This is a genomic window from Kitasatospora sp. MBT63, from assembly GCF_000710465.2.
Lineage (GTDB): Bacteria > Actinomycetota > Actinomycetes > Streptomycetales > Streptomycetaceae > Kitasatospora.
The window spans coordinates 889-2,198 of sequence record NZ_JAIZ01000709.1; the positions used below are offsets into that span (position 1 = coordinate 889).

The window sequence follows — 1,310 nt, forward strand, 5'->3', positions numbered from 1 at the left end:
GTTGCAGATCATGCGCAAGGCCGACCCGGATCCGTCCCGCACCGAGGCCTGCCTGGACTCCGCCTTCTCCCTGCTGACGCCCGCCCCCGCCCTCGCCCCCGCACCGGCCCCGGCCCGGGACCTCGCGCTGTCCTGAGCGCCGCGGCCGAATCCGCACGACAGGACGGCCACGCGCCGTGGAGGATGGCCGCCGACAGACAGCGGGACGGCGGAGCGGTGGACGTGGCGTGGTGACGAGGGAATTCCTGGCGGCGCTGGACTCCGTGGTCTGGGACGGGCTCGAGACCGGGAACCCGGCGGACCCGGTCGAGGACGTGCCGAGGGCGCTGCGCAGGCTCGCCGTCGCCGGGGCACTGGCCGTGGAGCGGGACTGCGACCCGCTGTACTCCCTCGCCGCCGCGGACGGGTGCGTGACACCGTCCGCCCTGCCGGTGGCCCTGCCGTTCCTCGTCGCCCTCGCCACGGACCCCGCCATGGGTGCGCGCCTCGCCCTGGTCGACCTGTTGGGCACGATCGGAGCCCGGGGCCGGGCGGCAGGCGACTGGGAGCCGGCGCGGGCCCTGCTCGCGGACCCGGACCCTGAGGTGCGGCGCGCGGCACTCCCGCTCGCGCGGCCGTCCGCCCGGCTGCTGGAGCGGTGGCGGGTGGAGACGGACCGGTCGGTCCGGCTCGCGCTGGTGCTCGCCCTCGGCGGGGCCGCGGCCGAGCCGCAGGACGACGGCGAGGGCAGGAGCGCGGCCGGCTCCGTACGAGCGGTGCTGGCGGACGTGCTGGCGGGTGACGATCCGGTGCTGTGGGTCGCGGCCGTGTACGCCTGCGCCGACCTGGACCCTGAGCTGCCGGTCCGTCAACTGGACCGGTTGGTGGGAGTGTTCTCCGATTCCGTGGTGCAGCCGCGGTTCGAGGGCGTGTGGTTCGCGCCGGGCGTGGACGAGCCGTGCAGCCGCGAGAACGAGCTCCGCTGGATCGTCCGGCGGCTGGACCACTCCCCGGAGACGAAACTGTTCTTCGCGGTCCGCCTGGCCGAGCGGGCGAGCCGGGCCGGGGACACCGCCCTGTGCCGGGAGGCGCTGGACGTGCTGTGGGAGCTGGTCACCGAGTGGCGGGGTGCGGCGCCCGCGGTGCTGCCGGTGGCGGGTGCTCTGCTGGACGCCCCGGACGGGGGAGTCCGCTTCCGGGCCGCGAACCTGCTCGCGGCGCTGGGCCCGGCGGCGGTGCCGTACGCGGACCGGCTGGCCGGACTGCTCGACGACACCGGGGCCGATGAGTGTCTTAGAGGAGCTAACACAAAGCTCGGACGCGCCTGTAGG

General features: G+C 75.7%; 1 pseudogene. It reads left to right on the forward strand.

The features are described from left to right. Positions 1-230 precede the first annotated feature (230 nt). Positions 231-1,310: pseudogene (locus AA75_RS37030) on the forward strand (hypothetical protein); the annotation flags it as partial.